The organism is Paraburkholderia sp. BL10I2N1 (assembly GCF_004361815.1).
In the GTDB taxonomy this organism is placed as follows: Bacteria; Pseudomonadota; Gammaproteobacteria; order Burkholderiales; family Burkholderiaceae; genus Paraburkholderia.
In genome coordinates, this window is the sequence record NZ_SNWA01000001.1 from 1,085,536 (window position 1) to 1,110,095 (window position 24,560).

31 protein-coding genes and 1 riboswitch are annotated in these 24,560 nt (G+C 63.2%); of the genes, 1 reads left to right on the forward strand and 30 read right to left on the reverse strand.

Features of this window, described 5'->3' with window-relative positions; all coding sequences use genetic code 11:
* Window positions 1–51 precede the first annotated feature (51 nt).
* A complete protein-coding gene (locus tag B0G77_RS05060) occupies window positions 52–801 on the reverse strand; it encodes a Nif3-like dinuclear metal center hexameric protein (protein WP_133661135.1) in 750 nt (249 codons plus the stop codon).
* Window positions 802–822: 21 nt separating this feature from the next.
* Here B0G77_RS05060 and B0G77_RS05065 point away from each other — a divergent pair, with 21 nt between their 5' ends.
* Window positions 823–2,043: a Do family serine endopeptidase gene (locus B0G77_RS05065; protein ID WP_133661136.1), complete on the forward strand. Its 1,221-nt coding sequence runs from the start codon at window positions 823–825 to the stop codon at window positions 2,041–2,043.
* Between the two features lie 206 nt (window positions 2,044–2,249).
* Here the strand turns inward: B0G77_RS05065 and tatC are convergent, their stop codons facing one another.
* From tatC to B0G77_RS05210, 29 genes are all read right to left on the reverse strand, one after another.
* On the reverse strand, window positions 2,250–3,032 hold the full coding sequence (gene tatC, locus B0G77_RS05070; RefSeq protein WP_133661137.1) for a twin-arginine translocase subunit TatC: 783 nt from the start codon (window positions 3,030–3,032) through the stop codon (window positions 2,250–2,252).
* Between the two features lie 34 nt (window positions 3,033–3,066).
* Entirely contained in the window at window positions 3,067–3,594 is a 528-nt protein-coding gene (tatB, locus tag B0G77_RS05075; protein ID WP_133661138.1) for a Sec-independent protein translocase protein TatB, read from the reverse strand.
* Window positions 3,595–3,662: 68 nt separating this feature from the next.
* Window positions 3,663–3,899 carry a Sec-independent protein translocase subunit TatA gene (gene tatA, locus B0G77_RS05080; RefSeq protein ID WP_133661139.1) on the reverse strand — a complete coding sequence of 79 codons (237 nt, stop codon included), beginning with the start codon at window positions 3,897–3,899 and terminating at the stop codon, window positions 3,663–3,665.
* Window positions 3,900–4,164: 265 nt separating this feature from the next.
* Window positions 4,165–4,530, reverse strand: coding sequence for a histidine triad nucleotide-binding protein (locus tag B0G77_RS05085; RefSeq protein ID WP_133661140.1), 366 nt, complete (start codon window positions 4,528–4,530; stop codon window positions 4,165–4,167).
* 76 nt (window positions 4,531–4,606) lie between these two features.
* Entirely contained in the window at window positions 4,607–5,002 is a 396-nt protein-coding gene (locus B0G77_RS05090) for a hypothetical protein (protein WP_133661141.1), read from the reverse strand.
* Between the two features lie 62 nt (window positions 5,003–5,064).
* Complete coding sequence (locus B0G77_RS05095; protein WP_133661142.1) at window positions 5,065–5,439, reverse strand: phosphoribosyl-ATP diphosphatase; 375 nt, start codon at window positions 5,437–5,439, stop codon at window positions 5,065–5,067.
* Window positions 5,436–5,843, reverse strand: coding sequence for a phosphoribosyl-AMP cyclohydrolase (gene hisI / locus B0G77_RS05100; protein WP_133661143.1), 408 nt, complete (start codon window positions 5,841–5,843; stop codon window positions 5,436–5,438). Before hisI ends, B0G77_RS05095 begins: the two co-directional genes overlap by 4 nt.
* Entirely contained in the window at window positions 5,840–6,616 is a 777-nt protein-coding gene (hisF, locus tag B0G77_RS05105) for an imidazole glycerol phosphate synthase subunit HisF (RefSeq protein ID WP_133661144.1), read from the reverse strand. Before hisF ends, hisI begins: the two co-directional genes overlap by 4 nt.
* Window positions 6,617–6,823: 207 nt before the next feature.
* Window positions 6,824–7,576: a 1-(5-phosphoribosyl)-5-[(5-phosphoribosylamino)methylideneamino]imidazole-4-carboxamide isomerase gene (gene hisA / locus B0G77_RS05110; RefSeq protein ID WP_133661145.1), complete on the reverse strand. Its 753-nt coding sequence runs from the start codon at window positions 7,574–7,576 to the stop codon at window positions 6,824–6,826.
* Between the two features lie 192 nt (window positions 7,577–7,768).
* Window positions 7,769–8,410, reverse strand: coding sequence for an imidazole glycerol phosphate synthase subunit HisH (gene hisH / locus B0G77_RS05115; RefSeq protein ID WP_133661146.1), 642 nt, complete (start codon window positions 8,408–8,410; stop codon window positions 7,769–7,771).
* On the reverse strand, window positions 8,407–9,027 hold the full coding sequence (locus B0G77_RS05120) for a YchE family NAAT transporter (protein ID WP_133661147.1): 621 nt from the start codon (window positions 9,025–9,027) through the stop codon (window positions 8,407–8,409). The genes hisH and B0G77_RS05120 overlap by 4 nt, the downstream gene beginning before the upstream one ends.
* Window positions 9,028–9,072: 45 nt before the next feature.
* On the reverse strand, window positions 9,073–9,660 hold the full coding sequence (gene hisB, locus B0G77_RS05125) for an imidazoleglycerol-phosphate dehydratase HisB (RefSeq protein WP_133661148.1): 588 nt from the start codon (window positions 9,658–9,660) through the stop codon (window positions 9,073–9,075).
* A 54-nt stretch (window positions 9,661–9,714) separates the two neighbouring features.
* Window positions 9,715–10,785, reverse strand: a complete 1,071-nt coding sequence (hisC, locus tag B0G77_RS05130; protein ID WP_133661149.1) for a histidinol-phosphate transaminase — start codon at window positions 10,783–10,785, stop codon at window positions 9,715–9,717.
* 103 nt (window positions 10,786–10,888) lie between these two features.
* Window positions 10,889–12,211 carry a histidinol dehydrogenase gene (gene hisD / locus B0G77_RS05135; protein WP_133661150.1) on the reverse strand — a complete coding sequence of 441 codons (1,323 nt, stop codon included), beginning with the start codon at window positions 12,209–12,211 and terminating at the stop codon, window positions 10,889–10,891.
* A gap of 37 nt (window positions 12,212–12,248) precedes the next feature.
* A complete protein-coding gene (gene hisG / locus B0G77_RS05140) occupies window positions 12,249–12,947 on the reverse strand; it encodes an ATP phosphoribosyltransferase (protein ID WP_133661151.1) in 699 nt (232 codons plus the stop codon).
* On the reverse strand, window positions 12,944–14,206 hold the full coding sequence (gene murA / locus B0G77_RS05145) for a UDP-N-acetylglucosamine 1-carboxyvinyltransferase (protein WP_133661152.1): 1,263 nt from the start codon (window positions 14,204–14,206) through the stop codon (window positions 12,944–12,946). Before murA ends, hisG begins: the two co-directional genes overlap by 4 nt.
* A gap of 123 nt (window positions 14,207–14,329) precedes the next feature.
* On the reverse strand, window positions 14,330–14,569 hold the full coding sequence (locus B0G77_RS05150; RefSeq protein WP_133661153.1) for a BolA family protein: 240 nt from the start codon (window positions 14,567–14,569) through the stop codon (window positions 14,330–14,332).
* 13 nt (window positions 14,570–14,582) lie between these two features.
* A complete protein-coding gene (locus B0G77_RS05155; RefSeq protein ID WP_133661154.1) occupies window positions 14,583–15,338 on the reverse strand; it encodes an ABC transporter permease in 756 nt (251 codons plus the stop codon).
* Window positions 15,335–16,261 carry an ABC transporter ATP-binding protein gene (locus B0G77_RS05160; RefSeq protein ID WP_133661155.1) on the reverse strand — a complete coding sequence of 309 codons (927 nt, stop codon included), beginning with the start codon at window positions 16,259–16,261 and terminating at the stop codon, window positions 15,335–15,337. Before B0G77_RS05160 ends, B0G77_RS05155 begins: the two co-directional genes overlap by 4 nt.
* A gap of 161 nt (window positions 16,262–16,422) precedes the next feature.
* A complete protein-coding gene (locus B0G77_RS05165; protein ID WP_133664041.1) occupies window positions 16,423–16,716 on the reverse strand; it encodes an STAS domain-containing protein in 294 nt (97 codons plus the stop codon).
* Between the two features lie 8 nt (window positions 16,717–16,724).
* Window positions 16,725–17,354 carry an ABC transporter substrate-binding protein gene (locus B0G77_RS05170; RefSeq protein ID WP_133661156.1) on the reverse strand — a complete coding sequence of 210 codons (630 nt, stop codon included), beginning with the start codon at window positions 17,352–17,354 and terminating at the stop codon, window positions 16,725–16,727.
* Window positions 17,355–17,478: 124 nt separating this feature from the next.
* Window positions 17,479–18,438: a VacJ family lipoprotein gene (locus tag B0G77_RS05175; RefSeq protein ID WP_133661157.1), complete on the reverse strand. Its 960-nt coding sequence runs from the start codon at window positions 18,436–18,438 to the stop codon at window positions 17,479–17,481.
* A gap of 11 nt (window positions 18,439–18,449) precedes the next feature.
* Window positions 18,450–19,007 (reverse strand): outer membrane lipid asymmetry maintenance protein MlaD, encoded by a 558-nt coding sequence (mlaD, locus tag B0G77_RS05180; protein WP_133661158.1) that lies wholly within the window; start codon window positions 19,005–19,007, stop codon window positions 18,450–18,452.
* Between the two features lie 91 nt (window positions 19,008–19,098).
* Entirely contained in the window at window positions 19,099–19,866 is a 768-nt protein-coding gene (gene mlaE / locus B0G77_RS05185) for a lipid asymmetry maintenance ABC transporter permease subunit MlaE (RefSeq protein WP_133661159.1), read from the reverse strand.
* The gene (locus B0G77_RS05190; protein WP_133661160.1) at window positions 19,863–20,684 is read right to left on the reverse strand and encodes an ABC transporter ATP-binding protein; all 822 of its coding nucleotides are present in this window, start codon (window positions 20,682–20,684) and stop codon (window positions 19,863–19,865) included. The genes mlaE and B0G77_RS05190 overlap by 4 nt, the downstream gene beginning before the upstream one ends.
* A gap of 102 nt (window positions 20,685–20,786) precedes the next feature.
* Window positions 20,787–21,884, reverse strand: coding sequence for a thiamine phosphate synthase (gene thiE, locus B0G77_RS05195; RefSeq protein WP_133661161.1), 1,098 nt, complete (start codon window positions 21,882–21,884; stop codon window positions 20,787–20,789).
* Window positions 21,881–22,726 carry a thiazole synthase gene (locus B0G77_RS05200; protein WP_133661162.1) on the reverse strand — a complete coding sequence of 282 codons (846 nt, stop codon included), beginning with the start codon at window positions 22,724–22,726 and terminating at the stop codon, window positions 21,881–21,883. The genes thiE and B0G77_RS05200 overlap by 4 nt, the downstream gene beginning before the upstream one ends.
* Window positions 22,727–22,789: 63 nt before the next feature.
* On the reverse strand, window positions 22,790–22,987 hold the full coding sequence (thiS, locus tag B0G77_RS05205) for a sulfur carrier protein ThiS (protein WP_133661163.1): 198 nt from the start codon (window positions 22,985–22,987) through the stop codon (window positions 22,790–22,792).
* A gap of 41 nt (window positions 22,988–23,028) precedes the next feature.
* On the reverse strand, window positions 23,029–24,162 hold the full coding sequence (locus B0G77_RS05210; RefSeq protein WP_133661164.1) for an FAD-dependent oxidoreductase: 1,134 nt from the start codon (window positions 24,160–24,162) through the stop codon (window positions 23,029–23,031).
* Between the two features lie 198 nt (window positions 24,163–24,360).
* Window positions 24,361–24,497: riboswitch (TPP riboswitch) on the reverse strand.
* Window positions 24,498–24,560: the final 63 nt, after the last annotated feature.

Sequence of the window (24,560 nt, forward strand, 5' to 3'; positions counted from 1 at the left end):
TGCACCTCCTTTTAAGTGTTCCCTCCGTTATCCAGCCTTTTTGTCCACTAATCAGACCGGATTATGGATATCGATAAAAAGATGCTCGAGATCGAATGTCTCCGACAGATGCGTACCGAGTGACTGGATACCAAAGCGTTCGGTTGCATGGTGGCCAGCCGCGAGGAACGCGACACCGCTTTCCGCTGCGGTGTGGGTGGTCGGCTCGGAGATTTCACCGGTCAAAAAGACGTCGGCGCCGGCTTCGATCGCGGCGTCGAAGTAACTCTGCGCGGCGCCCGTGCACCACGCAACGCGGCGCAGTTCCCGTTCAGGGTCGCCCAGCACGAGCGGCGTGCGGCCGAGGGTCTGCTCCACCTGCGCCGTGAAGTGCGCAAGCGTGATCGGCATCGGCAGCGTGCTCATCCAGCCGAGGTTGTGATCGCCGAACCGCATGTCGTCGGCGATCCAGCCCATCTTCGCGCCGAGCTGCGCGTTATTGCCGTAATCGGGATGGTCGTCGAGCGGGAGATGGTAGGCAAAGAGGTTCAGGTCGTTCTGGATCAGAAGCTTGATGCGGCCGTATTTGCGGCCGGTGATCTGTGGCGCCTCATTGCGCCAGAAGTAGCCGTGATGGACCAGCACGGCGTCCGCGCCCCACTCGACGGCAGCCTCGATGAACGCCGCCGACGCGGTCACACCGGTCGCAATCTTTTTGACCCGCCGACGCCCCTCGACCTGCAGCCCGTTGGGGCAATAGTCCTTGAACCGCGCGGTTTCCAGAAGTTTGTTCAAGTACAATTCCAGTTCTATCCGATCCATATAAACCTCTAATATCTTCAGATGCTTAGACGCTTTTGGCTGCTGTTTGCCCAGGCGGTGACCGTGCTGTTGGCGTTGATGTTCATCATCGCAACGCTCAAGCCGCAATGGCTGCAACGTCAGGGTCAATTCGGCAAGCAGCTCGCCGAACCGATCGTCGCCCTGCGTGAAGTGGCGCCTGGCATCGGCAGCGGCAGCGGCCCCGTGCAGGCCTCTTACGCCGACGCAGCCCACAAGGCCATGCCGGCTGTCGTCAACGTGTTCTCCAGCAAGGATGGATCGCTTCCATCCGACCCGCGCGCGAAAGATCCGCTCTTTCGCTATTTCTTCGGCGACAAGAACAACCGCAAGCAGCAGGAACAACCGGCCGCTAATCTCGGCTCGGGTGTCATCGTGAGTTCAGAAGGTTACATTCTAACGAACCAGCACGTCGTCGACGGCGCCGATCAGATCGAAATTGCGCTCGCCGACGGCCGCACCACGAACGCCAAGGTAATCGGCGTCGATCCGGAGACGGATCTGGCCGTGCTGAAGGTCAACATGACCAATCTGCCGACCATCACGCTCGGCCGCATGGACCAGACGCGCGTCGGCGACGTCGTGCTGGCGATCGGCAATCCGTTCGGCGTCGGCCAGACGGTGACGATGGGCATCGTCAGTGCCTTGGGGCGCAATCACCTCGGCATCAACACCTTCGAAAACTTCATTCAGACCGACGCCGCGATCAATCCCGGCAATTCGGGCGGGGCGCTTGTCGATGTGAACGGCAACCTGCTCGGCATCAATACCGCGATCTATTCGCGCTCGGGCGGCTCGCTTGGCATTGGCTTCGCGATTCCTGTGTCGACGGCGCGCAGCGTACTGGAAAGCATCATTACGACGGGCTCGGTTACGCGTGGCTGGATCGGCGTCGAGCCGCAGGACGTCACACCCGAAATCGCCGATTCGTTCGGGCTTCAGCAAAAGTCGGGCGCAATCGTCGCCGGCGTGCTTCAGGGCGGGCCGGCCGACAAGGCGGGCGTCAAGCCCGGCGACATCCTGCTCAGCGTGAACGGCGAAGACATCACCGATACGACCCGGCTCCTGAACGTGATCGCGCAGATCAAGCCCGGAACCGATGCGAAGGTTCACCTCGTGCGCAAGAACAAGGAGATGGATCTGGACGTGATGATCGGCAAACGTCCACCACCGCCGAAGCAGCCGGCCGAGGAAGGCGACAATCAGGGCGACGACGGAGGTTGACGGGCGCAGCGTCCTGAATGCGTCGATGTGAAACGACCGCCCCGAAATGACAAAGGGCAACCCGCTGACGGGTTGCCCTTTCGTTTTGCTGCATTCGTTTTGCCGCTGATCTGGCGCTGATCTGGCGCTGATCTGGCGCTGATCTGAGTGGTGACCGCTTGGAACAGGCTATGACTGCGCCACCCGCTTTCGGCGTGAACCCGCACTCAACTCGTCTGCTTGCTTTCTTCTTCGCTCACAGCGGCCTGTTTGCCTACAAACAGACGCGCCGCGATGATGCCGGCCTCATAAAGCACGATCAGGGGAACCGCAAGAATCAGCTGCGAAAAGACATCCGGCGGCGTCACCACAGCGGAAACCACAAACGCACCGACGATCACGTACGGACGGATCTCCTTGAGCTTTTTCACCGTGACGATGCCCATGCGCACGAGCAGCACGACGACGATCGGTACTTCGAACGTCACGCCGAACGCTATGAACATCGTGAGCACGAAGCTCAGGTAGTTGTCGATATCGGTGGTCATCTGCGCGCCAAGCGGCGCGTTGTAGTGCGCCATCACACGGAAGATGGTCGGGAACACGACGAAGTAGGCGAACGCCATGCCGCAGAGAAAGAGCGCGTAGCTGCTGGCGACGAGCGGCATCACCAGCTTCTTCTCATGCTGATAGAGACCCGGCGCGACAAACGCCCAGATCTGGTACAGCACGAACGGCAGCGCGATGACCAGCGCGACCAGCATCGTCACTTTCATCGGCACGAAGAACGAGCCGGTGACGTCGGTGACGATCATCTTGCCGTCCTTCGGCAGGTTCTGCATCAGCGGGCGCGCGAGCAGCCGGAAGATTTCCGGCGCCCAGTAGACGAGCCCAAGAAACACGACGATGACCGAGATGCCGGCGCGGATGATGCGGTCGCGCAGTTCGACGAGATGCGAGATGAAGGTTTCTTCAGGGGCTTCGCCCTGGTTGCGCTGGGGGTCGCTCACACCGGCCCTCGGTTGGAGTATTTCGCAGGGGACATCAGAAGAAGCGTGTCGGACGACGCAGGCTCACCGGCGTATGCCGTGCAACGCGTGCCGCGCCTGACTGGACCCGCGTGCGCCGCAAGGTGGCGCGCTTGTACCAGTTCGGCGTGGCGGTCTGTTTGACGCGCCAGTTCTTGCGCTTCGGAGTAGGGGTGATGCTGCTGCGCCACGAACCGTCACCCGCCGACGCGAGGTCTTCCGTCGAGGCACCGCTTGCAATGCTCGGAGACACCGACGTACCGGCATTCCACGCATCGTTCAGCTCGGATTCGTGCTTGCGCAAATTGTCGTGAATCGTGCTCTCGACGTTGCTCGCCGCCGACTCGAACTCCGTCTTCATGCGACGCAGTTCGTCGAGCTCGATTTCACGCGTGACTTCGGACTTCACATCGTTGATGTAGCGCTGTGCGCGCCCGAACAGCGCCCCTGCCGTGCGCGCGACGCGCGGCAGGCGCTCCGGCCCGAGAACGACCAGCGCGACGACGCCGATCAGCGCCATCTTGGTTAGACCGAGGTCCAGCATGAAATGAGCTTTCCGTCAGTACGCGGGTGTAGGCAAATGAACGCGAATAAACGCAAACACGCGCGGTTTTAGCGGGAGTCGCCCGAATGCGGCGCTTTTTCCTTCGCGTCGACATCGACGGTACCGGTGCGCGGCAGTTCGCGCGACGGCGTGTCAGCCGGCGTTTCCGCATCCTTCATACCTTCCTTGAAGCCCTTCACCGCGCCACCCAGATCGGTGCCGATGTTGCGCAGCTTCTTCGTGCCGAACACCAGCGCAACGATCAACAAGACGATCAGCCAGTGCCAAATACTCAACGAACCCATGAAAACTCTCCTTAACCCCGCCACCGCGTTTGCACGCCTGTCTGCGGCGAAAACCGTCTGCCTTGCGGCCTGAATCGAAGCGCGTGCGCCTCATCTCCACAATACCGCCGAACTGCGTTGGCCGCATGTGCGCTTCATTATGAATGGATCGTCACTTCGCCGTTATTACATCGCTGCAATGTCGCCGCCATATCTGACCGGTCGCCATTGTGCTCGGTCAAAATCCGGCGGCGAAGGGCGTTCGCAGCGAATCCTGCACACCACCTCAGCCCATTCGCAGCCACGGACGCGGCCCGGCCAGAATATGCGCGTGCAGGTGGTACACCTCCTGTCCGCCGCCGGGGCCCGTGTTGATGACCGTTCGGAAGCCGGTATCGCCACCGGTAAAGGCTACCCCGAGCTTGTCCGCCAGACGCGCGACCAGCACAAGCATTCTACCAAGCAGGGCGGCGTCTCCCTCGGTGCAATTCGACAGCGTTGCAATGTGCTTGCGCGGAATCACCAGGATGTGAGTTTCGGCTGCCGGACGGATATCGCGGAAGGCGACGAATTCGTCGTCTTCGTGAACTTTGGTCGAGGGAATGTCGCCAGCGGCGATCTTGCAGAAAAGGCAGTTTGGATCGTGGCTCATGGGCTTCCTGATGCGCGCAATACGGCGGCTGACCGACTAAATGGATGACTCGGCTGAATGGCTCGGACGAGGCACCTCAAAACCACCCGCGCGAATTCAGCAACGGCTTGTTATCGTAGAGATATAGCCAGCCTTTGATGATACGGTACAACATCCAGATGGCGACAGCCCACAGGATCGGCACGCCAATCAGCACGATAAAAAGCGCAAAGCCGATCAGATGGCCGATCACAGCCATCCAGAAAGTGCGGATCTGCCACTCGAAGTGGGCTTCGTACGGCGTCCCGACAACGTCCGACCGCTTCACATAGTTAATGATGATCGCGACCAGCGCGGTAATCCCGCCGCTCAGCCAGTAGACGGCATAAAGCGCATACAGCACGTGCGTGAGCGTGCGCAGGCTGCGCTGGCGGTCGCCTTCGGTTGCGCTCTGGTAAGAAGGAGGCGGGTATCCGCCTTGCGACTGTTCCATGTTTGCGTCTCCCTCTACAGTGCGTCTGGCCTGCCTGGCTGCGCCGGATGCGCGGGACAGATTCAGTCGCCGTTCTGTTCGCGCTCGCGGCTTTTGCGCAGCGCCTTTTCCTCGATGCCCGACATGCCCTCACGACGCTCCAGTTCGGCGAGCACGTCAGCCGGGCCGAGATCGAAGTGCGAAAGCATCACGAGGCAATGAAACCACAGATCGGCCACTTCGGCGACCAGCGCCTTCGGCGCGCCGCCCTGACGCACGTCTTTGGCCGCCAGCACCACTTCGGTCGCTTCTTCGCCGATCTTCTTCAGCACGGCGTCGTCACCCTTGTGGAAAAGGCGCGAGACATACGAAGCGTCCGGGTTGCCGCCCTTGCGGCCATCGATGACCGCGGCGAGGCGCTGCAGCGTGTCGTTCGTCGATTGGGTGGATTGCGTCATTTGTAAATGTGCTCGGGGTCTTTCAGCACGGGATCAACGGCAACCCAGCTGCCGTCGTCTGCCGAGCCTTCGAATTTCTGGAAAAAGCACGAGTGGCGTCCGGTGTGGCAGGCAATGCCCGACACCTGTTCGACCTTGAGCAGCACCACGTCTTCGTCGCAGTCGAGTCGCACTTCATGAACATGCTGGACGTGGCCCGACTCTTCCCCTTTGAACCACAGGCGCTGGCGCGAGCGCGAGAAGTACACGGCGCGGCCCAGTTCGATGGTTTTGGCGAGCGCTTCGCGGTTCATCCACGCGAACATCAGCACGTCGTTGGTGGCGGCTTCCTGGGCGATCACCGGCACAAGGCCATTCGCGTCCCATTTCACCTTGTCGAGCCAGTCTTCTGCAGCCGAATTCACGTCAACCTCACCGAAATGCCCTGCTCCGCCATGAAGCGCTTCGCTTCGCCCACCGTGTGTTCACCGTAGTGGAAGATGCTCGCGGCGAGTACCGCGTCAGCATGGCCCTCCTTGATGCCGTCCGCGAGGTGCTGCAGCGAGCCGACACCACCCGAGGCGATGACCGGCACCGGCACCGCATCGGACACCGCGCGCGTCAGCGCCAGATCGAAGCCGCTCTTCGTGCCGTCACGATCCATGCTGGTGAGCAGGATTTCGCCCGCGCCGAGTTCCGCCATCCTGCGTGCCCATTCGACAGCGTCGAGGCCCGTGGCCTTGCGCCCACCATGCGTGAACACCTCCCAGCGCGGCGTTTCGCCGTCGGCAGACACGCGTTTCGCGTCGATCGCGACGACGATGCATTGCGAACCGTATTTATCGGTAGCGTCGCGCACGAGTTGCGGATTCGCTACGGCCGACGAATTCATGCTGATCTTGTCCGCGCCCGCGTTCAGGAGGCGCCGTACGTCTTCGACGGCGCGCACGCCGCCGCCAACCGTCAGCGGAATGAATACCTGTGACGCCACCGCCTCGATGATCGGCAGGATCAGATCGCGCTGGTCGGACGTGGCGGTGATGTCGAGAAAGGTGAGCTCGTCGGCGCCCTGGTCGTCGTAGCGGCGCGCGATTTCGACCGGGTCGCCCGCGTCGCGCAGTTCGACGAAGTTGACGCCTTTGACTACGCGTCCCGCCGTGACGTCGAGACAGGGGATGATGCGTTTAGCTAGAGCCATGATCTTGCAAATTCTTGCCAATGCCGCTGGTGAAGCCGCTCCCAGGGAGCGGCTGGATGCCCGGGAAACGGACGGGTGGCGGCGCCTGTTACAAACTTGCTGGTTTGTGCGCAGGCCTGAACTTCGGGCCGCCTCAGTCCATTTCGGCCCGGCTCAGACCGCCGATGCCTGAGAAAGCCGTGGTTCACGCCAGACCTCGCGCGACGCTCAGGCGTCGTCCGATTCGCGCAGCCGGTCCGCGAGGGTCTGGGCCGCCGCGAAATCGAGATCGCCGGAGTAGATCGCGCGACCACAGATCACGCCCTCGATGCCCTCATCCTCGACTTCGCACAGCGATTCGATGTCGGCGAGGTTCGACAGGCCACCGCTCGCGATCACCGGGATCTTCACCGCACGCGCGAGGCGCACGGTTGCGTCGATGTTGATGCCCTGAAGCATGCCGTCGCGACCGATATCGGTATAAATGATCGATTCGCAGCCGTAATCCTCGAACTTGCGCGCCAGATCCGCCACTTCGTGTCCGGTCAGCTTGCTCCAGCCGTCCGTGGCGACCTTGCCGTCTTTCGCGTCGAGCCCGACGATGATGTGGCCGCCGAATGCCGTGCAGGCGTCCTGCAGGAAGCCCGGGTTCTTCACGGCCGCCGTGCCGATGATCACGTAGGACAGGCCGTCATCCAGATAGCGTTCGATCGTGTTCAGATCGCGGATACCCCCGCCCAGCTGGACAGGAATCTCGCCGCCGACCTCGTCGATGATCGCGCGGATCGCGTCTTCATTCCGGGGCTTGCCGGCGAACGCGCCGTTCAGGTCGACGAGATGCAGGCGCCGCGCGCCGCGCTCGACCCAATGTCGGGCCATTGCCGCCGGCTCCTCGGAAAAAATCGTCGCCTGGTCCATATCGCCTTGTTTGAGGCGTACACACTGACCGTCTTTCAGGTCGATGGCCGGAATCAGCAGCATAGCAATCGGGTGGTGTCTGGGAAGAAAATGGAAAGACGGCATCGGGACGAGGCGGGAAGCCTCGACCGGCGCCGTTTCGCTAGTTTAGTACAACTCTTTCGGCGCCCTTGCTGGCATCAACCGGGTTCGGATCCATGCCACGACCGTCCATGCCCGATTGGGCATCTTCGACAGAAGGGAAACGAATGGCGCTCATGGGTTCCAGTGCACGAAATTACGATACACGCGCAGCCCGGTGTCGGCGCTCTTTTCCGGATGGAATTGGGTCGCAAAGATGTTATCCCGCGCCACCGCCGAGGTAAAGGGTACGCCATACACGGTTTCGCCCGCCGTATGTGCCGCATTCTCCGGCACGACGTAGTAGCTGTGCACGAAGTAGAAGAACGCGCCGTCCGGCACGCCGTCCCACAGCGGATGGGGCTGCGCCTGACGCACGCGGTTCCAGCCCATTTGCGGCACCTTGAAGCGCGAACCGTCGTCCTGCAACTGGCCGTCCAGCTCGAAGCGCACCACCTTGCCCGGCAACAGACCGAGCCCGCGGGTGTCGCCTTCGGCGCTCCAGTCGAACAGCATCTGCTCTCCAACGCACACGCCCATCAACGGCTTTGTGCGCGACGCTTCGATGACCGCTTCCTGCAGCCCCGACTCTCCGAGGCAGCGCATGCAGTCGGGCATCGCACCCTGGCCGGGCAGCACGACGCGGTCCGCGGCCCGGATCGCTTCCGGACGGTCGACGATCGCCACCTCCGCCTCCGGCGCGGCTTTCCTCAACGCCTGCGCCACCGAGCGCAGGTTGCCCATGCCGTAATCCACAATCGCAATTGAAGTTTTCATCTCAAGTTAGGCAGCAACGCCTTCAATCCGTCGACGATGAATTCCACCGCCAGCGCCGACAACATCAAACCCATAAGCCGCGTACCGATATTGATACCTGTGCGACCGATCCAGCGGGCGATCGGTTCGGCAAGCCGCAGCGAAAAAAAACAGATCACCGCGAGCAGCGCGCCGATTGCTACAAGACTAACCCGGTCGTACCAATGATGGAAATTAGCCGAATAGACGATGACGGTGCTGATCGAACCTGGCCCGGTCAAAAGCGGAATCGCCAGCGGCACGACCGCGATGTTGTCCTTCAGCTCCGCTTCGTGGCGCTCTTCGGGCGTCGAGCGGCTGTTGCCGATCTGCGCATTGAGCATGCTGATCGCCATCAGCAGCATGATGATGCCCCCGCCCACTTCGAGCGAGCCCACCGAAATGCCGAAGAAACTGATGATCTGCTGCCCGAGCAGCGTCGTCACGGCGATCACGCAGAACACCGAAATCGACGCGATGCGGATCGTCCTGCGCCGCTCATCGTCGGACTGCTGCGACGTCAGGCTCATGAAGAACGGGATGGCGCCGATCGGATTGATCAGCGCCAGCAGCGAAATAAACGACTTGATGATATCCATCGCAAGCCGGCGCGCGGGCACGCGCAACCGGTCCGGTGTGTCTGCTTACAGACTTCCCTTGGTCGACGGAATCTGCCCCGCCGCGCGTTCGTCCAGTTCGACGGCCATCCGCAGCGCCCGGCCGAAGGCCTTGAACACCGTTTCCATCTGGTGATGGGCATTCAGGCCGCGCAGGTTGTCGATATGGAGGGTCACGCCCGCGTGGTTCACAAAGCCGCGGAAGAATTCGATGGAAAGGTCGACGTCGAACGTGCCGATTCGTGCGCGCGTGAACGGCACGTGGAATTCGAGGCCGGGACGGCCGGAAAAGTCGATCACGACGCGCGACAGCGCCTCGTCGAGCGGCACGTATGAATGGCCGTAGCGGCGGATGCCCTTGCGGTCACCGATCGCTTTCGCGACCGCCTGACCCAGCGTGATGCCGGTGTCTTCGACGGTGTGATGGTCGTCGATATGCAGGTCGCCATGCGCTTCGATGTCGAGATCGATCAATCCATGCCGCGCGATCTGGTCGAGCATGTGGTCGAGGAACGGCACGCCGGTGGCCAGCTTCTGCTGACCGGTGCCGTCCAGATTGATCTTCACACGGATCTGCGTTTCGCTGGTGTTGCGAACGACTTCCGCCTGGCGCATGGGAATTCCTTGAATCGAGCTAGAAAATGGGGGGTGTCGGGGAACGCGGGCGGCTCAATGCAGCACGAGTTTCAGCGCGGCGAGCAACTGGGCGTTTTCTTCAGGAGATCCGACCGTCAGACGCACACAATTCGCCAGCAATGGGTGCATTTTACTCACGTTTTTGATCAAGATCCGCGCGGCGAGCAGCGTCTCGAACAGGATCGAAGCGTCTGGCACGCGCACCAGCAGGAAATTGCCCGCGCTCGGGAAAACTTCAGCCCCCGGCAATTCACCAACCGCCTCGGCCAGTTTTGCTCTTTCTGCGCGCAACCCGGTGGCCTGATCGTCGAGCACATCGATGTGATCGAGCAGGAAGCTGGCGGCCGCCTGCGTGAGCACGTTCACGTTGTACGGCGGGCGCACCTTGTCGATCTCGGTGAGCCATGCACTCCGGCCGGCCAGATAGCCAAGGCGGATACCCGCGAGACCGAGCTTCGACACCGTGCGCATCACGACGACGTTGTCGAACTGATCCGCGCGCGGCAGCCAGCTTTGCTGCGCGAACGGCTGATAGGCCTCGTCGATCACGACGAGGCTCCGGTTCGCCGCAGCGATGATGCGCTCCATGTCGGCTTCGTCGTACAGCGTGCCGGTCGGATTGTTCGGATAGGCCAGATAGACGATCGCCGGTTGGTGCTCCGCGATCGCCGCGAGCATCGCGTCCGTATCGAGCGTGAAGTCGGCTTTCAACGGCACGCCGATGAACTCCTGATGCGCGAACTTCGCCGATATCTGATACATAACGAAGCCCGGCACCGGCGCAAGCACCTTCGCGCCGGGAATCGCGCTGGCCACCGAGATCATGCTGATGATCTCGTCAGAGCCATTGCCAAGCAGGACATCGCACCCCGCCGGCACGCTCATTACACGCTTGATCTTCTCGATCAGCGCTTCCGGGCGGGGTGCGGGATAGCGGTTCAGCGCGACGCCGGCGAGGTGTTCGCCGAGATGCGCGGCCAGCACGGGGGGCAATGGAAACGGATTTTCCATCGCGTCCAGCTTGATAAAACCCGTCGCGTCCGGCACGGGATAGCTCGTCATCGCGAGCACGTCGCGGCGAATGATGTCTTGTGGCGTCGTCATGATGTGGGGAGCCGGCGCGCGCGGCGCGCCGGCTGACATGGGCGGCCCGCTGGCCGCCCTGGTTGGTCTCAGTATCTTGTTATCTGTGCGACGTGTCGTGCGCTCAGCCGGTCTGCTTCATCCGGTATTCGGCGCTGCGTGCGTGCGCCTGAAGGCCTTCGCCATACGCCAGCTCAGCCGCGATCTCACCTAAAGTCTGCGCGCCCTCCGCGCTGACCTCGATCACGCTGGACCGCTTGAAGAAATCATAGACGCCGAGCGGCGACGAGAACCGTGCGGTACGAGACGTAGGCAGCACGTGATTTGGCCCCGCGCAGTAATCGCCGAGACTCTCGCTCGTGTAGCGGCCAAGGAAGATCGCCCCTGCATGGCGGATCAGGTTGCCCCACTGATGCGGTTCCAGCGCCGAGATTTCGAGGTGCTCCGGCGCGATCTCGTTGGCGATCGCGCAGGCTTCCGCCATGTCGCGCACCTTGACGAGCGCGCCGCGCCCTTCGAGCGATGCGCGGATCACGTCCTGGCGCGGCATCGTGGGCAGCAGTTCGTCGATGGCGTCCTTCACGCGACCGATGAACGCGTCGTCCGGACACAGCAGGATCGACTGCGCGAGTTCGTCGTGCTCGGCCTGCGAGAACAGGTCCATCGCGACCCAGCGCGGATCGGTGGTGCCGTCGCATAGCACGAGGATCTCCGACGGCCCGGCGATCATGTCGATGCCGACCGTGCCGAACACGCGGCGTTTCGCCGAGGCGACATACGCATTGCCCGGGCCGCAGATCTTGTCGACCGCCGGCACGGTTTCTGTACCGTACGCGAGCGCGGCCACCGCCTGCGCGCCGCCGATCGTGAATACCCGGTCGACGCCGCCCAGCAGCGCCGCCGCCAGCACGAGCGGATTCTTCACGCCGTCCGGCGTCGGCACCACCATGACAATCTCGCGCACGCCAGCGACGCGCGCCGGAATCGCGTTCATCAGCACCGACGACGGATAGGCTGCCTTGCCACCCGGCACATAGATACCGGCGCGATCGAGCGGCGTTACCTTCTGGCCGAGCACGGTGCCGTCGGCTTCCGTGTAGTGCCAGCTATGGCTGCCGCATTCGATCTTCTGCTTCTCGTGATACCCGCGCACGCGCGCGGCGGCCGCTTCGAGCGACGCCCGGCGCTTCGGTTCGAGGCTTTCGAGTGCCGCGTCCAGTTCCGACATCGGCAGTTCGAGCGCGGCGACGTTTTGCGCGTCGAGACGGTCGAAGCGGTTCGTGTAATCGAGCACGGCGGCATCGCCGCGGGCCTTCACGTCGGCCAGGATCTGCGCGACCGAGCGCTCGATCGCTTCATCCTCGCTCGCCTCGAACGCGAGCACCGCGTGCAGCGCGCGACGAAAATCAGCGGCGCTGGAATCGAGTTTGCGAATCTTGATAGACATACGGGTATCCGTTTCGGTAAAACGCGCGGGCAATTCGTCACGCGGCCGCGCTGTCGTGCCGCGACGCGCGTTCGAACGCGTCGAGAATCGGCCGGAGCGCGGCACGCTTCAACTTCAGCGCCGCCTGGTTCACGACGAGGCGCGACGAGATCTGCATGATCTCCTCGACCTCGACCAGATTGTTGGCGCGCAGCGTGCCGCCTGAGCTGACCAGATCGACGATCGCATCAGCCAGCCCGACGAGCGGCGCGAGTTCCATCGATCCATACAGCTTGATCAGGTCGACGTGCACGCCTTTCGCGGCAAAATGCTCGCGCGCGGTTTCCACATATTTCGTCGCGACGCGCAGGCGCGCGCCCTGGCGCACCGCGTTCGCGTAGTCGAAGCCCGACTTCACCGCCACCGACATCCGGCAACGCGCAATGTCGAGATCGGTCGGCTGGTACAGGCCGCTGCCGCCATGTTCGAGCAGCACGTCCTTGCCCGCCACACCGAAATCGGCTGCGCCGTATTCGACGTAGGTCGGCACATCGGTCGCGCGGACGATGATCACGCGGACGTTCGGATCGTTGGTCGGCAGGATCAGCTTGCGCGACGTCTCCGGATCTTCAGTCACCTCGATGCCGGCCGCCGCGAGCAGCGGCAAGGTTTCCTCGAAGATACGCCCTTTGGACAACGCGAGCGTCAACGGCGCATTCACCGCCGGCGACGACGACGTCTGCGGCACCGGACTCATGCCTGGCTCCCTGAGATGCGACGCACCTGCGCACCGATGCCGGTGAGCTTCTTTTCCATCCGGTCATAGCCGCGATCCAGATGATAGATACGGTCGATCAGCGTCTCACCTTCGGCGCGCAGTCCGGCGATCACGAGACTTGCCGAGGCGCGCAGGTCGGTCGCCATCACCTTCGCGCCGGACAGTTCGCCGACCCCGTTCACGAGCGCCGTATTGCCGTCGATCGTGATGTTCGCGCCGAGGCGGTTGAGTTCCTGCACGTGCATGAAGCGGTTTTCGAAGATCGTTTCGACGACCTGCGACGTGCCGTTCGCAATCGTGTTGAGCGCCATGAACTGCGCCTGCATGTCGGTCGGGAACGCCGGGTATTCGGACGTGCGCACGCTTACCGCATGCGGACGCTGATTCATGCGGACGCGCATCCAGTCATCGCCTTCCTCGATGGTCACGCCGGCTTCGCGCAGCTTTTCCGTCACCGCTTCGAGGATCAACGGACGCACATGGCGCAGCACGACGTCGCCGCCGGCCGCCGCAACCGCGCACAGGAACGTGCCGGCTTCGATACGATCCGGGATGACCGTATGCTGCGCGCCATGCAGCCTGTCAACGCCCTGAATGACGAGGCGATCCGTGCCGATGCCTTCGATCTGCGCACCCATCTTCACCAGCAGATGAGCGAGATCGCCGACTTCCGGCTCGCGCGCGGCGTTCTCGATCACCGTTTCGCCTTCGGCCAGCACCGCTGCCATCAGCAGGTTTTCCGTGCCGGTCACCGTGATCATGTCGGTCACGATGCGCGCGCCCTTCAGACGCTTCGCGCGTGCTTCGATAAAGCCGTGCTCGATGTTGATCTCGGCGCCCATCGCCTGCAGGCCCTTGATGTGCTGGTCGACCGGACGCGCGCCGATCGCGCAGCCTCCCGGCAGCGACACCTTCGCCTCGCCGAAACGCGCCACGAGCGGGCCGAGCACGAGTATCGATGCGCGCATCGTCTTCACGAGTTCGTATGGCGCGACGAGATTGTCGACCTTCGACGCGTCGAGCGACACACGCCCACCGCCGTCTTCAGTGCGCACGCCCATCTGGCGCAGCAGTTTGAGCGTCGTGCGGACGTCCTGCAGGTCAGGCACGTTGTCGAGATGCACTGGGTCCGCCGTCAGCAGACCCGCACACAGAATCGGCAACGCCGCGTTCTTTGCACCCGACACAACGATCTCACCCGCGAGCCGCTGGCCCCCAACGATAACGAGTTTGTCCATGCCTGTCTGTTCCTGAACTGCCCGGGGTTCGGCCGGGGTTGCTTTCAAGGTTGCCTGAGCTTCATTTGCGGCGCTGCTTCCGGCGCCGCGTGTGTCTTGAGTAATTCGCACTAACTTTCCAGATTACGCGTTTTGCCATTCGGCGGGCGTCAGCGTTTTCATGCTGAGCGCATGGATTTCCTGTTTCATGCGGTCGCCGAGCGCCGCATAAACGAGTTGATGGCGCTGGATCAGACGCTTGCCTTCAAAGCTCGGGGAAACGATCGTCGCAAAGAAATGCTGACCGTCACCTTCGACTTCGAGATGCTGGCAGGCGAGGCCCGCTGCGATGTAGTCCTTGACCTGTTCGGGAGTCGGCAACATGGAATGCTCCTCGTCAGTGGCGCAGCTTGTAGCCGGATGCGAGCATACGCATCGCCAGCACGGCCAGCACCACAAAGAAACCGCCGACAATCGCGAGGCTCACGAGCGGATTGATATCCGACATCCCGAAGAAGCCGTAGCGAAAGCCGTCGATCATGTAGAAAAAAGGATTCAGCCGCGACACTTCGCGCCACACCGGCGGCAACGTATGCGTCGAGTAGAACACGCCCGAAAGGAACGTGAGCGGCATGATAAGGAAGTTCTGGAACGCGGCGAGCTGGTCGAACTTCTCGGCCCAGATGCCGGCGATCAAGCCCAGCGTACCGAGGATCGCCGAGCCCAGCACCGCGAACCCGACGATGAAGAACGGCGCGGTGAAGCTGACCGGGATGAACCAGATCGTCACGATGAACACGCCGAAGCCGACCGCGAGCCCGCGCACCACCGAAGCCAGCACGTACGCACCGTACATCTCCCAGTGCGACAGCGGCGGCAGCAGCACGAACACCAGATTGCCGGTGATTTTCGACTGGATCAGCGACGACGAACTGTTCGCGAACGCGTTCTGCAACACGCTCATCATGACGAGCCCCGGAATCAGGAAGCTCGTGTACCCGACGCCCGGATAGACCTGCACATGATCGCGCAACGCGTGGCCGAAGATGGTCAGATACAGCAGCGCGGTGATCACCGGTGCAAGAACGGTCTGGAACGACACCTTCCAGAACCGCAGGATTTCCTTGTAAAACAGCGTGCGAAAACCGCTCATGCAAGCCCCTCGATCACTTCCGGACCGTTCATCACCTGGACAAACACATCTTCGAGGTCGGCCTTGCGAACCTCGATTTCTTCGAATGTACAGCCCGCCGCGCGGCACTGCGCGAGAATCCGTTCGACGTCGTCATAACTCGCAAGACGCAGCAGATGCTGACGGCTCTGGATGTTGTGCGGATCGACTTCAAGCGAGCGCAACTCGGACGGCAATGCTCCCCCGGCAAAGCGCACGAAAAGCTGCAGGCCCGCAAAGCGCTGCAACAACGCGCTGGTGCGTTCGAGCGCGACGACTTCACCACGGCGCAACATCGCAATGCGGTCGCACAGCGACTCGGCTTCTTCCAGGTAGTGGGTCGTCAGTACGATCGTGTGGCCTTCGCGGTTCAAACGCGAAATGAATTTCCACAGCGTCTGACGCAACTCGACATCGACGCCCGCGGTCGGCTCGTCGAGCACGATCACTGGCGGCCGGTGAACCAGCGCCTGCGCGACCAGCACGCGACGCTTCATCCCGCCCGACAGCGCGCGCATGTTGGCGTCGGCCTTTTCGGTGAGGTCGAGATTGGCCATCACTTCGTCGATCCACGCGTCGTTGTTGCGCAGCCCGTAATAGCCCGACTGGATGCGCAGGGTCTCGCGAACGGTGAAGAACGGATCGAACACGAGTTCCTGCGGAACGACGCCGAGCGCGCGACGCGCGTCGCGGAAATCGTCGACCACGTCGTGGCCGCGCACGGCGATCGAGCCTTCGTCGGCGCGCGCGAGACCGGCAAGGATGCTGATGAGCGTCGTCTTGCCTGCGCCGTTCGGACCGAGCAGTCCGAAAAACTCGCCTTCTTCGACTGAGAGGCTGACGCCCTTGAGCGCCTGCAGATCCTTGTAGCGCTTCTTGACGTTACGGATTTCTATGGCTGGCATGACTGTGCGCCGCTTTGGATCGCGGTGCCGGATAGGTGCGCAAAGTGCGGAGAAAAACGAAATTGGGGCCGGTTGAAAGCCCCAAAAAACGTTTGATTATAGGACAAAGTCGGACGGACCGACCTGGCCCTACAGAAGGGAAAGGAAAGACGCGTGGAGCGTCAATGTCGCGCCGACAGGAGGATATCGACGCCGTAGGCAAGCGCGAGGCTGGCAAGACCAGCCGGCAGGTTGACGATTTCGAGCGGGGCGCCGCGTTTGTGCGCGGCGCGCTGCCACGCGAGCAGCACGGCTAGCGCAGACGAATCGAACTGCGTGAGCGGCGCGCAGTCGACGCCGGTCGCGCCGCCGGCGATACGTTCGAGACCCGCCGCGAGCGCTGCTTTCGCGCTCGCGTGGGTCAACGTGGCGCCGGTTTCGAACCGGCTCACGACGCGCGTGACGTCATGATTCACGACGCTATTCACGACGATTTGCTCGCAGCAAGCTGCTGGTTTCGTTGCGTGAGGAACTGGACCAGTCCGTCGATGCCATGCTGCTGGATCTGCTCGTTGAACTGCTGTTGATATGCCTGGATCAGCCATGCGCCAAGCACGTTGATGTCGTACACGCGCCAGCCTTGCGGCGTTTTGTACAGGCGGTAATCGAGTTCGATCGGCTGGCCGTTGTTCATCACGATCGAGCGCACGACGACATCGGTGTCGTCCGGGTTCGCGCGGAACGGCTTGTACTGGATCTGCTGGTCCCGCACCTGCGCGAGCGCACCTGAATATGTACGGATCAGCAGCATCTTGAACTGCTCGATAATCTGCGTCTGCTGGTCAGGCGTGGCTGCACGCCAGTTGCGGCCCATCGCCAGCTGCGTAGTGCGGCGGAAGTCCATGTACGGCAGGATCTTCTCGTTGACGAGCCTGGTGATCTGGCTGATGTCGCCGGACTGGATCGATTTGTCGGCGCGGATTGCATCGATCACCTGGCCGGTCACGGTTTTGACCATGCCGTCGGGCGAATTGGTATCGACAGTTTGCGCAAATGCTGCGCTACCGAACGAAAAAAACGCGGCGAACAGCGGAAAGAGAAAGAATTTTTTCATATCGAGCCCTGCGTTAAAAATTGCGACAACCTTTTGAGGCGACGATATCACGCGAGTTCATCTGCGATCCATGTGGAAACTGCGAGAGTCGTTTCGAGGTGTTACCGACGTTGACCAAAATTGCCTAGCGCAGCTTGAGCGCCGGGAAATTGAGCTTCGGCGGCACGATCTGACCGGCCGGGACCTGCGTCTCCTGCCCGCCCTGCGTCTGATCCTGCCCTTGCGTACCTTCTGTCCCTTCCGTGCCCGATGCCGGCGTAGCCGCGCCAGCGGCAGAGGCCGCCCCGGGCGCCGACGCGCCAGCCGCCGCCTTGCCGCCCGCAGGGACAGCGGCGCCCTCGTCGACGTCCTCGTACTTCGGCAGCGGCACGCTGCCGTCATCCGGCAAGCCCGCCGACGAAGAACCCTCCGACAGCAGATACCGGCGGCGTTGCAGATACGCGTTGCGGACGAAAGAGTACCTGTCGAGTGCGGCGTTTTCCAGCACGTCGGTTGCGCCGAGCAGGTTCGCACGCGTGCTCACGATATTCAGCCCATACAGCGCCCAGCTCAGGCCGTCCGGATGAATATACGACAGCGGGTTGACATAGTAATTGCCGACCGAGCCGACCGCATCGCGCACCGTGCTTGGCCCAAACAGCGGCAGCACCAGGTACGGACCCGGCGGCACGCCGTAGTGGCCAAGCGTAAGGCCTAGGTCGGCGGTGTGCTTCGGCAGTTTTGCGAGCGTCGCGACGTCGAACAGGCCGCCAACACCGAAAACCGTGTTGATCACGATCCGCATGATGTCCTGTACGCCGTCAGTGATTTTCAGCTGCAGCAGGTTGTTCGCCGCAATGTAGACGTCGCCGATGTTCGAGAAGAAGTTGGTCACGCTGTCGCGCACCGGCTGCGGCGTAACAAAGACGTAGCCCTTCGCCACCGGCTTCAGCGCGTACTGGTCGACCTTGTCGTTGAAGACGAAGACGGTGCGATTGAAGCCTTCGAAGGGGTCTTCCTTTGCCGGAGTCTGGACAGTCGCACAGCCGGCGAGCGTTGCCGCCGTCAGCGCGAGCGCCGCTGTACGGACGCGCATGGTCTTCATTCTTGTTCTCCTTATTGGCCTGCCGCGCCGGAGGCGGGCGACGCCGGTGCCGCTATGGCCGGGGCGGCCGGAACCGCCGCTGCCGGCGCCGACGCGCCCGATTTGGCGGCACCCGAATCCGCCGCCTTGCTGTACAGAAACTGCCCGATCAGGTTTTCGAGGACGATCGCCGACTGCGTCATCGAGATCGTGTCGCCCGCTTTCAGCATCTCGCTGTCGCCGCCAGGCTCGAGTCCGATGTACTGCTCGCCGAGCAGACCCGACGTCAGGATCTTGGCGGAGGTGTCTTTCGGAAACTGGTATTGCCTGTCGAGATCAAGTGTGACGAGGGCCTGATACGTGTTGGTGTCAAAGCCGATCGACGCCACGCGGCCCACCGTCACGCCCGCGCTCTTCACCGGCGCGCGCGGCTTCAATCCGCCGATATTGTCGAATTTGAGCTTGACCGGGTAGGTGGCCTGAAACGACAGCGAACTCATGTTACCGGCCTTCAGCGCAAGAAACAGCAGCGCCACGAAGCCCAGTACCACGAACAGGCCGACCCAGAAGTCGAGAACAGTCTTTTTCATCGTTATCCCAAAGAGAATCCGCTGCGGCGGCAACCCACCCGCGCGACGCGGCAGAACGCGCACCGTCTCGCGGATGCAACCCCGCACAGTCTTAGCTGAACATCAGCGCGGTCAGCAGGAAATCGAGGCCGAGCACGGCGAGCGACGCGTACACAACCGTTTTCGTCGTCGCGCGCGAAACGCCTTCCGGAGTGGGCCGTGCTTCATAGCCCTGAAAGAGCGCGATGAACGTCACCGCGAAACCGAACACGATACTTTTGATTACGCCATTGCCGACGTCGCGCCACACATCGACGCCGCCCTGCATCTGCGACCAGAACGCACCAGAATCGACACCGATCATCAGCACGCCCACCACATACCCGCCGATCACGCCGACCGCGCTGAAAATCGCCGCAAGGATCGGCATCGCAATGATGCCGGCCCACATGCGCGGCGCGACCACGACCTTGACCGGATCGACGGCCATCATTTCCATTGCCGTCAGTTGCTCGCCCGCCTTCATCAGACCGATTTCGGCGGTCAGCGACGTGCCAGCGCGGCCGGCGAACAGCAGCGCCGTCACCACAGGCCCGAGTTCACGCACCAGCGACAGCGCGACCAGCAGACCCAGCGCCTGTTCGGAGCCGTAGCGGTTCAGCGTGTAATAGCCCTGCAGCCCCAGCACGAAGCCGACGAAGAGGCCCGACACCGCAATGATGACCAGCGAATAATTACCCACGAAGTGGATCTGCTTCGTGACAAGCCGTGGCCGGCGCAGCAGCGGAAAGAACTCGAACACGAGCCGCAGGAACATCCGCGACGCATAACCGGCCTGCACGAGGCCGTCGATGACCGAGCGTCCGATCGTACTGATCATGGCTGACCTCCGCCGATGCCGAAGTCTGCCGCCAGTGGCGTTTTGCTCGGATAGTGGAACTTGAACGGGCCGTCGGGGGCACCGTCGATGAACTGACGGACGGTCGGATCTGTAGACGCCCGCAACTCAGCCGGCGTGCCTTCGGCATGAACGCCGCCGTTGGCGACGAAGTACACGTAGTCGGCGATGGCGAACGATTCGGGCACGTCGTGCGTCACCAGAATCGACGTCGCACCGAGCGCGCTGTTCAGCGCGCGGATCAGGTTGGCCGTGATGCCCAGCGAAATCGGGTCGAGGCCGGCGAACGGCTCGTCGTACATCATGAGTTCGGGATCGAGCGCAATCGCGCGGGCGAGCGCCACGCGGCGCGCCATGCCCCCTGAAATCTCGGACGGCGCGAGATCGCGGGCCCCGCGCAAACCGACGGCGTTGAGCTTCATCAACACCAGGTCGCGGATCAACTCTTCGGGGAGGTCGGTGTGTTCGCGCAGCGCGAAGGCGACGTTTTCGAACACCGACATATCGGTGAACAACGCGCCGAACTGGAACAGCATGCCCATCTTGCGGCGTAGCGCGTACAGGCCATCGCGGGTCTGCGCGCCGATGTCCTGCCCGTGGAACAGCACCTGGCCGCGGTTGGCGCGCACAAGGCCGCCGATCAGCCGCAGCACCGTGGTCTTGCCGCAACCCGAGCCGCCCATGACCGCCACCACCTGGCCGCGCGGAAAGCGCAGGTTCAGGCCGGACAGGACGAGCCGGTCGCCATAACCGAAGTCGACGTCGCGTAGCTCGAGGAGATTCTCGGAAGAGGAAGGCACGAAGCTGACAGTCCTTTTACACTGAACACGAAGGCCGGATTATAGGGCCATCGTGAAAAAGCTGCCGTGACGTGCCCTGTCCCTGTTAAGGGTATCCCCCTATTATTGCAGAAACGCGCGTTGCAGCGCAGAAACCGCAGCCGCGGGATCGGCGGCCTCAGTGACGGCGCGCACGACGGCCGCGCAGCCGACCCCGGTCGCCAGTACCTGCGGCAACACCTGGCCGTCGATACCGCCGATCGCAACCAGCGGCACGACGCCATCGAGCAGCTTCACATAGCGGGCGAGCCGTGCGAGACCCTGCGGCGCGGTCGGCATGACCTTGGTCGTGGTCGGGAAGACGGCGCCCAATGCAATATAGCTCGGCCGGAAATGCAGCGCGGTCAGCATCTCGAAGTAGCCGTGCGTCGACAGGCCAAGCCGCATGCCGGTGGCCGCGAGCCGGTGCAAGTCGGCGGTGTGCACGTCCTCCTGACCGAGGTGGACGCCGTATGCGCCCGCGTCGAGTGCGGCCTGCCAGTGATCGTTGATGAACACCTGCGCATCGTGCTTGCGGCCTGCGACGACGCATCGTTCGATTTCGCCCGTGAGGCCCGCATCCGCGGCCTTGTGGCGCAACTGGACCGTCTTCACGCCGAAGTCCAGCACGCGCTCGACCCAGTCGGCCGTCGGCAGCACGGGATACAGGCCGAGCCGGTCCGGGCAGCGCGCAAACGGCTGCGACGGCGCTTCCGGCAAGCCGGTGACGCGCGGAAAGCGCGACAGATCGGTCGGCCAGGCGTCGGGGTGGGCGGTTTCGTCGCCGTCGCGCCAGGCCATCGCGAGCGTCAGGGCGTCGTGGGGATCGAATCCACAGTCGAGGAATGCGGCCAGCGCCGCGATCCAGTCTTCGGCGAGATGCCCTGCGAGGGCGTAGCGTTCGCCGCCCAGATGCAAGGTGGCGCTGTCGTCCGATGCCTCGATGACGCCCGCGCCCTTCACGAGCCATTTCGCGACGTGGTCGCCATGGTGCTGTAGATCGGCGACGATGATGAGGTCGCCGCCATTCGGTTCGTCAGGCGCGGTGAGGCAAATGCGCCACGGCGCGTGTGTGGTCGGCCAGTCGCCGAGGCGCGAGCGAATCCGCTCAGCCGCTTCGGTGAGTTCGTCGGCGGGCGGCCAGAAAAGGTCGCGCCCCGTCGGCGGCAAGGTTTGCGTCATGCGGCGCTCCCATCCTGATGCCAGAACGGCATGCCGACAACCGGCGTGCTCGCGTGGGCAGTTTCACGCTCGGCCATTGGGCCGGCAAGGTAAGCGCTGCGCCCGGCCTCGACGCCCAGCGCGAACGCACGGGCCATCGTCTCCGGATGCGTCGCCTGCGACACCGCCGTGTTCAGCAGCACGCCGTCGAAGCCCCACTCCATCACCTGGCACGCATGCGACGGCACGCCAAGCCCTGCATCGACGATCAGCGGCACGTCCGGCAGGCGCTCGCGCAGCACGCGCAGACCGTACGGGTTGATGACGCCCTTGCCGGTGCCGATCGGCGCGCCCCAGGGCATCAGCGCTTCGCAACCTGCATCCAGCAGACGCCGGCCGATCACGAGATCTTCCGTGCAATAAGGCAGCACCTTGAAGCCGTCCTTCACGAGCCGGGCGGCAGCCTCGATCAGGCCGACCGGGTCGGGCTGCAGCGTGTAGTCGTCCCCGATGAGCTCGAGCTTGATCCAGTCGGTTTCGAACACTTCGCGCGCCATGTGCGCGGTCGTGACAGCTTCACCGACGGTCAGACAGCCCGCCGTATTCGGCAGCAACGGCACGCCGTGCCGTTTGAGCAGATCGAAGAAGCCGGCTTCCGCGCCGCCTTCGTTCATCTGACGGCGCAGCGCGACGGTAATCATGCCGGGACGGCTCGCGTCGATCGAATCGGACAGCGATTGCAGCGACGGATAGCGCGACGTGCCAAGCAGCACGCGGCTCGCGAAAGTTTCGCCGTATAGCGTGAGCGCGTCGGCTGGCGCCGCAGCGGTGGTGGTGACGGTGGCGGTGGCGGAAGAAGTCATTTCAGGATCCTTGCGTCTGGCGGGCAAGCGCGGCGAAGTGGCAGGCCAATCAGGACTGTCAAATCAGCCGCCGGCGACGGGTTGCACGACGTCGAGCCGGTCGCCCGGCTTTAAAGCGCGGGCCGCATGCTGCGTCCGCGCGACGAAATCGCCATTCAACGCGACGGCAAACGGCGGACGTGCGCCGAAAGCGGTGAGCGCGTCGGCGACCGTGGCCCCCTCGGGCAGAGACAACGGCTTCTGGTTGATGTGAATATCCATGGTGTTCGTATGCAGCTAGATCAATGGCAGCGCAGCTCCGCTCAGGCCAGCGCCGGCCGGGTGTCCTGATGAAAAAGGTCGGTCCAGCGCGCGTCGCGCCGCCATTCCCCGAAGGCGTCAGCGTCCACGATCCGTCCTTCGAGCAAGGCGTCGGCGAACCGCACGGCTTCGTCGGCGACTTCCGGTGCGATCATGTAGCCGTGCCGGTACAGGCCGTTCACGCGCAACATGTTCGCGCCATCCCAGACGAGCGCGGGACGGTGATCCGGCAGCGTCGGCCGGCACTGCGAATTCAGTTCAAGAATCCGCGCCTCGCCGAAACCCGGATGGACCGAAAACGCGGCGCTCAGCAACTCGAGCGCCGAGCGCACGCTGACGGGCGACATATCCTCACCTTCGATTTCCGTCGCACCGATCACGTACAGATCGTTCTGCTTCGGCGCGATGTACAGCGGGTAACGCGGATGCAGCAGGCGCACCGGCCGCGTCAGCCCGATACCCGGGGCGTGTACCCGCGCAACCTCGCCGCGAATGCCACGCAGCGTCGGCCAGACCGGCCTTGCACCCAGGCCCCGGCAATCGATCGTCACGCGTGCAGCAGGGAGCGCCTGATCGTCGACCGGCGTATTCCAGTGCGTTTCGACGCCGCGCTCGGCGAGGCCGGCCGCGAGCGCGGCGAGCACCTGTCGGTTATCGAGCTGGCCTTCGTGCGGCAGCAGCCAGCCTTGCGGGAAGCGGCCGGCCAGCGCAGGCTCGGTTGCGCCGAGCTGCGCACCCGACAGGGGCACGAAACCGCCGGCCAGCAGCGCCGCCGGCGCATTCGCGCGCACGCGGCGCTCGAACAGCGGCGCTTCGGTACGATCCCGGTGATGCCAGACGACGAGCGTCCCGTTGCGCTGGAAGAACACCGGCTCCGGCAGTTCCGCAAGCATTTGCGGCCACTTCTCGAGCGAAGCGGCGCCGAGTTCGGTAATCAGCAGTTCGGCACTGGCTGCTTCGGCCAGTGGCGCCAGCATCGCGGCGGCCACCCATGCGGCCGCCTGCGTGCCCGCCGCGTCACCGCGCTCGTACAGCGCGACGCGACGTCCCGCGCCGGCCAGCCGCCACGCGACAAGACGCCCGCACAGGCCGCCGCCGAGCACGGCGAAATCCGGTTGTCGAGCAGAAGCGTTCATCGCGACCCGCCCGGCGCGCTCAAGGCGATGCCAGTAAAGGTGACGCAAACGACGCAAAAAACTGAAGAATGAGCGGTCATCGAATCCTTTCCGTACGGCAAAAAGCGCACGTACCCAAGGACGAAACCGGCGGGCGAGGCCGGCCGGGCGTAACACGCATCCAGTAACGGATGCCGCCCGGCGGGGAAATGGAAGATGTGGAAACTTCCGGAAACTTCCCGCGCCGGTATTACCCGGATCGGGTGCGAAGGGTCTCTCTCAGCCTCGCCGCTGCCGTATCGACAACCCGCATCGACACCATATGGCCCGCTTGCGAAGCACCCCTGTTTCGTCAAAAGTCATTAGACCATAAAAGGCGCGACAGCCGCAAACCGGCCAGTTCGAGGTCGATTCAATAT